Origin of the sequence: Paracoccus sp. PAMC 22219 (assembly GCF_000787695.1) — a bacterium.
Classification (GTDB): Bacteria; Pseudomonadota; Alphaproteobacteria; order Rhodobacterales; family Rhodobacteraceae; genus Paracoccus.
Window position 1 is genome coordinate 1 of sequence record NZ_BBPH01000237.1, and the last position, 3,656, is coordinate 3,656.

Genomic DNA, 3,656 nt, shown 5'->3' on the forward strand with positions numbered 1-3,656 from the left:
GGCGATCCAGACCGCGCTGGCGCTGACCGCCCGACGAACTCGTCCACGGCGCGGTCGGCCAGATCGGTCGTGCGCGTGGCCTGCAGCGCGTCGGCCGACGGCCTGATCGTCGCGCGGCCCCCACCGCGATATCAGCCCGTGATGCCGGATGGCGGCCCCGGCTGACCAGGTCGGGCCACGGTGATACCTTCTGGCGCGATGGGCGATTGCGGCAGCAGGCCCAAGGTCCGGGCCAGGGCGCGCGTGGGCATGCGGTGGATCGCGGTGCCGTCCAGCGTGACCTGCCCGCGCCCCGGCCGCAGCAGGCGCGACATCACCCGCAGCAACGTCGATTTCCCGCAGGCATTGGCGCCCACGATGGCGGTGATGCGCCCCGGCATCAGGTCCAGGTCCAGCCCCTGCAGGATGGCGCGGTCGCCATAGCCTGCCGACAGGTCGCGGACCTGCAGATGATGGTCGACGGTCACAGCGTGCCTCCGGTGCGGTTCGCGCGGATGATCAGAGAGATCAGGAAGGGGGCGCCCAGGCGCCGGTGACGACGCCCACGGGATAGCGGCCCGGCAACAGGAACTGTCCCGCGAAATCGCCCGCCAGCACCAGCACCGCGCCCACGAGGGCCGCGGGGATCAGCAGCGATCCGTTCGGCCCCACGATCCGCGCGGCAATGGGTCCGGACAGGAACGCCACGAAGGCGATGGGCCCGGTCGTGGCGGTGGCGACCGCGATCATGCCGACCGCGCCCAGGATCACCGCCAGCCGGGTGGCCCCCACGCGCACGCCCAGGGCGGCGGCCATGTCGTCGCCCATGCGCAGCGCCTCGAGGTCGCGGCTGCGGCTGATCAGCAGGCCGCCGAACAGCGCCAATGCGCCCAGCAGCGGCCAGGCCTGGTCAAGCCGCGCGCCGTTCACGCTGCCCGACAGCCAGCGCATCGCCTCCTGCAGGTCCCAGGCCGGGGCGCGGGCCAGCGCATAGGCGATGAAGCTGTTGATCATCGCCGACACGCCGATGCCCACCAGGATCAGCCGCGATCCCGCGACCCCGCCCCGAAAGGACAGCCCATAGATCAGCAGTGCGACCCCCAGCCCGGCAGCGATCGCCACCGCAGACAGGGCAGGACCGTCCAGCGACAGGAACACGATGCCGAACACCGCCGCCGCGCTGGCCCCGGCGCTGACACCGATGATATCCGGGCTGGCCAGCGGGTTGCGCAGCATCACCTGGAACGCGACGCCGCCCAGACCGAAACACGCCCCCGCCAGCACGGCCATGACCGCGCGCGGCAGGCGCAGTTGGCCCACTGCAAGCGTCGGGCCCGCCCTGCCCCACCAGAATGCGCAGCACCTGGCCCGGCGGGGTCAGGCTTTGCCCCAACATCAGCGTCAGCGCAAAGCCCGCGACGACCACGGCCAGCAGCGTCAGCGCCACCGCGCGCCAGCGACCCGCGCGCCGCCTGCGACCGGCGGTCAGGATGGTCAACGCGCCGCTCACAGGTCGCGGACCCGCTGGCGGCGCACGATCCAGATGAACACAGGCGCGCCCACAAGGGCGGTGACGATGCCCACGTCAAGCTCGCTTGGCCGGGCGACCAGGCGGCCCGCGATGTCGGACAGGACCAGCAGACCTGCGCCCCCAAGCGCCGATGCCGGCAACAGCCAGCGGTGATCGACGCCCAGCAGCAGCCGGCAGACATGCGGCACGACCAGGCCCACGAAACCGATGGGCCCGCAGACCGCCGTGGCCGCCCCGCACAACAGGATCGCCCCTAGCGCCGCCGTGACCCGCGCCAGCGCGACCTTTTCGCCAAGCCCCGCGGCGACGTCGTCGCCCAGGGTCAGCAGGTTCAGCTTGCGTGCCGACAGCATGGCCAGCACGAACCCCGCGGCCATGACCGGCGCCACCAGCCCGATCCGGTCAAAGGTCGCGCCGCCGACGCCGCCCACCTGCCACGACCGCACGCCCCCCGCGATGTCCGCGCGCGGCAGCACCACCGCCAGCGTCAGCGACGAGAACGCGACCGACGTGGCCGCCCCCGCCAGCGCCAGCTTCAGCGGTGTCGCGCCCCCCGCCCGATCGAGCCCACGCCATAGACGAAACCGCCGTCAGCCCCGCCCCCAGGATCGCCACCCAGACAAAGGTCGACGCGGCCGCGATGCCGAACCAGGCGATGCCGATGACCACCGCCAGCGCCGCGCCGTTGTTGATGCCCAGGATGCCGGGATCGGCCAGGGGGTTGCGCGTGACGCCCTGCATGATCGCGCCCGACAGGCCCAAGGCCGCGCCGGCCACAGCCGCCATCAGCGTGCGCGGAATGCGCACCGCGACCGCCGCCTGTCCGATGCTGTCGGTCGCGCCGGCCAGCCCGGCCATCAGATCGGCCCAGCCCACGCTGCGCGTGCCGATGGCCAGCGACAGCGCGCACAGCGCCACGACCGCGCAGGCCAGCAGCAGCAGCATACCGGCACGCCCGGTCGCGCGGGTCAGGGGGGCGGCAGGGGCGGTCATTCTGTGGTGCGTGCGGCCTTGGCCAGGCGGTCTGCGTAATCGTCCAGCACCCAAGGGATCGACAGCGGCGTGGGGTTCGCCCCGGTGCCCACCGCGTCATTGTCCAGCATCACCAGCGCGCCGTTCGCCACCGCGGGCATCCGCGCGACCAGCGGATCGGCCATCAGCCGGTCGCGCAGTTCGGGCGAGCCATAGGACACGAAGATGTCCACGTCGTCGAAACGGTCGATCAGCTCGGCGCTGACCTCTCCGGAAAACTGACCGGGCAGGGTGGCGTCGGTCACGCTTTGCGGCATGGCCAGGCCCAGGTCGCGAAAGAACTGCACCCGCGTGTCATTGGCGGAATAGAAGCGGATGACGGACAGGTCGGTGCTGTCCAGATGGGTGATGAACATGGCCGTCTTGCCCGACAGTTCGGGATGCGCGGCGGCCGTTTCCGCGATCCGCGCCTCCAGATCGGTGATCAGCGCCTCTGCCTGCGCGGCCATGCCCAAGCCTTGGGCGTTCAGGCGGATCATCTGGCGCCAGTCGGTCGACCAGGGCGACCCCGGATAGGCCACCACCGGCGCGATCATGCTGAGCGTGTCGTAATCGGACCGGCTGAGCCCCGAATAGGCCGCCAGGATCACGTCAGGTTGCGTGGCCGCGACCGCCTCGAAGTCGATGCCGTCGCCCTCGTCGAACAGGGGGGGCGTGTCCGCGCCCAGGTCGTCAAGGCGCGCGGCGACCCAGGGCAGCAGGCCGTCACCATCCTCGTCGCCAAAGCCCGCGGCGGCGAAACCCACGGGCACGACGCCCAGGGCCAACGGCACCTCATGGTTGGCCCAGGCCACGGTGGCCACGCGTTCAGGGCGTTGTTCGATCACAGTCTGGCCGAAGGCGTGGTCGATGGTGATAGGGAATTCCTGCGCCACCGCACAGGTCGCGCCAAAGGGCAGCAGCACGATCAGCAGGGCACGAAAGCATCCGGGGAATACGGCCTGAATCATCGGCTTGCCATTTCCTTATGGTTTTTGTCGGCATTCCATGGCAGGCCCGTGTTGTCAAGCGGGCGGCGCGGCCCGCGACTTGCGCGACGTGCGGTGGCGCAGAAAGAACCGCAGCATCTGGGCCGAGGCATCCGGCCCGCCCGGATCGACGAACCGCCCCGCCC

Annotated in this window: 3 protein-coding genes and 2 pseudogenes; all 5 read right to left on the reverse strand. The window is 71.4% G+C overall.

Annotation, left to right across the window (positions count from 1 at the left end):
• Nucleotides 1-467, reverse strand: a pseudogene (locus TY51_RS19420) (ABC transporter ATP-binding protein); the annotation flags it as partial.
• Nucleotides 464-1,489, reverse strand: a pseudogene (locus TY51_RS19425) (FecCD family ABC transporter permease). The pseudogenes TY51_RS19420 and TY51_RS19425, both read right to left, overlap by 4 nt.
• On the reverse strand, nt 1,486-2,001 hold the full coding sequence (locus TY51_RS24675; RefSeq protein WP_373960738.1) for a FecCD family ABC transporter permease: 516 nt from the start codon (nt 1,999-2,001) through the stop codon (nt 1,486-1,488). The pseudogene TY51_RS19425 and the gene TY51_RS24675 overlap by 4 nt, the downstream one beginning before the upstream one ends.
• Nucleotides 1,913-2,503 (reverse strand): iron chelate uptake ABC transporter family permease subunit, encoded by a 591-nt coding sequence (locus TY51_RS24680; RefSeq protein ID WP_373960737.1) that lies wholly within the window; start codon nt 2,501-2,503, stop codon nt 1,913-1,915. The genes TY51_RS24675 and TY51_RS24680 overlap by 89 nt, the downstream gene beginning before the upstream one ends.
• Nucleotides 2,500-3,492 (reverse strand): iron-siderophore ABC transporter substrate-binding protein, encoded by a 993-nt coding sequence (locus TY51_RS19435; protein WP_042252929.1) that lies wholly within the window; start codon nt 3,490-3,492, stop codon nt 2,500-2,502. Before TY51_RS19435 ends, TY51_RS24680 begins: the two co-directional genes overlap by 4 nt.
• Nucleotides 3,493-3,656 lie beyond the last annotated feature (164 nt).

Coding starts and splice junctions, on each gene's coding strand:
- TY51_RS19435 (WP_042252929.1), bottom strand. CDS start 3,492: ATGATTCAGGCCGTATTCCCCGGATGCTTTCGTGCCCTGCTGATCGTG.
- TY51_RS24680 (WP_373960737.1), bottom strand. CDS start 2,503: ATGACCGCCCCTGCCGCCCCCCTGACCCGCGCGACCGGGCGTGCCGGT.